Origin of the sequence: Paraburkholderia ginsengiterrae, from assembly GCF_001645125.1 — a bacterium.
Classification (GTDB): Bacteria; Pseudomonadota; Gammaproteobacteria; order Burkholderiales; family Burkholderiaceae; genus Paraburkholderia; species Paraburkholderia ginsengiterrae.
Genome location: NZ_LXKA01000273.1, coordinates 1 through 446 on the forward strand (window position 1 = coordinate 1; position 446 = coordinate 446).

Consider the following 446-nt stretch of genomic DNA (forward strand, 5'->3'; position numbering starts at 1 on the left):
AGTGGAGGGGCAGAGGAGCGGAGACAATGGGATATAGTGGAGGAAAGACGGGAATACAAGGGCGGGTACATGCAAAGAAGCAGGTGGGTGTGGTTGGGGCAGGGGCACGCGCACGGGAGGGGGTGTGGGTAGTGGAAAGGGAATGGGCAGGGAGAGCTGGCGGCGGAGTGCGGGCGGGGTGGACATGGCTGGGGGTAGCGGTGTGTGGTGGGTGGCGGAGGTGAGTAGCGTGAAGTTGCGAGGACGGCGGGACGTCGTGTTCGATGTGGCGTGGCTGGGTGACGTGAAGGTGCAGACAGCTGGCGACGCCGTTGTGTTGTGCTGTTGGGGGCAGGACGCGTTCCGGGAGTGCGGGTTGCCGGCGGGGGCGCGGCACATGCAGTTGCGGGACGGCAGTCCGGCACGCCTGCCGAACGTCACGGCCGACCTGGGCATGGTCGAACGCG

1 pseudogene is annotated in these 446 nt (G+C 66.8%); it reads left to right on the forward strand.

The features are described from left to right. Window positions 1–229 precede the first annotated feature (229 nt). Window positions 230–446, forward strand: a pseudogene (locus tag A6V37_RS20095) (two-component sensor histidine kinase); the annotation flags it as partial.